We start from the raw sequence: 1564 nt of genomic DNA on the forward strand, positions 1-1564 counted from the left end.
AAAAACTTTAAATTGAAGAGTTTGATCATGGCTCAGATTGAACGCTGGCGGCAGGCCTAACACATGCAAGTCGAGCGGTAACATTTCAAAAGCTTGCTTTTGAAGATGACGAGCGGCGGACGGGTGAGTAATGCCTAGGAAATTGCCTTGATGTGGGGGATAACCATTGGAAACGATGGCTAATACCGCATGATGCCTTTGGGCCAAAGAGGGGGACCTTCGGGCCTCTCGCGTCAAGATATGCCTAGGTGGGATTAGCTAGTTGGTGAGGTAAGGGCTCACCAAGGCGACGATCCCTAGCTGGTCTGAGAGGATGATCAGCCACACTGGAACTGAGACACGGTCCAGACTCCTACGGGAGGCAGCAGTGGGGAATATTGCACAATGGGCGCAAGCCTGATGCAGCCATGCCGCGTGTGTGAAGAAGGCCTTCGGGTTGTAAAGCACTTTCAGTCGTGAGGAAGGTGGTGTCGTTAATAGCGGCATCATTTGACGTTAGCGACAGAAGAAGCACCGGCTAACTCCGTGCCAGCAGCCGCGGTAATACGGAGGGTGCGAGCGTTAATCGGAATTACTGGGCGTAAAGCGCATGCAGGTGGTTTGTTAAGTCAGATGTGAAAGCCCAGGGCTCAACCTTGGAATAGCATTTGAAACTGGCAAGCTAGAGTACTGTAGAGGGGGGTAGAATTTCAGGTGTAGCGGTGAAATGCGTAGAGATCTGAAGGAATACCGGTGGCGAAGGCGGCCCCCTGGACAGATACTGACACTCAGATGCGAAAGCGTGGGGAGCAAACAGGATTAGATACCCTGGTAGTCCACGCCGTAAACGATGTCTACTTGGAGGTTGTGGCCTTGAGCCGTGGCTTTCGGAGCTAACGCGTTAAGTAGACCGCCTGGGGAGTACGGTCGCAAGATTAAAACTCAAATGAATTGACGGGGGCCCGCACAAGCGGTGGAGCATGTGGTTTAATTCGATGCAACGCGAAGAACCTTACCTACTCTTGACATCTACAGAAGCTTGCGGAGACGCGAGTGTGCCTTCGGGAACTGTAAGACAGGTGCTGCATGGCTGTCGTCAGCTCGTGTTGTGAAATGTTGGGTTAAGTCCCGCAACGAGCGCAACCCTTATCCTTGTTTGCCAGCGAGTAATGTCGGGAACTCCAGGGAGACTGCCGGTGATAAACCGGAGGAAGGTGGGGACGACGTCAAGTCATCATGGCCCTTACGAGTAGGGCTACACACGTGCTACAATGGCGCATACAGAGGGCGGCCAACTTGCGAGAGTGAGCGAATCCCAAAAAGTGCGTCGTAGTCCGGATCGGAGTCTGCAACTCGACTCCGTGAAGTCGGAATCGCTAGTAATCGTGGATCAGAATGCCACGGTGAATACGTTCCCGGGCCTTGTACACACCGCCCGTCACACCATGGGAGTGGGCTGCAAAAGAAGTGGGTAGTTTAACCTTCGGGAGGACGCTCACCACTTTGTGGTTCATGACTGGGGTGAAGTCGTAACAAGGTAGCGCTAGGGGAACCTGGCGCTGGATCACCTCCTTATACGATGATT

Annotated in this window: 1 rRNA gene; it reads left to right on the forward strand. The window is 53.3% G+C overall.

The features are described from left to right. The first annotated feature begins 9 nt into the window (after nucleotides 1–9). Nucleotides 10–1554: ribosomal RNA gene (locus HGP28_RS18855) — 16S ribosomal RNA — on the forward strand. Nucleotides 1555–1564 lie beyond the last annotated feature (10 nt).

It is taken from the genome of Vibrio agarilyticus (assembly GCF_012641465.1).
GTDB classification, from domain to species: domain Bacteria; phylum Pseudomonadota; class Gammaproteobacteria; order Enterobacterales; family Vibrionaceae; genus Vibrio; species Vibrio agarilyticus.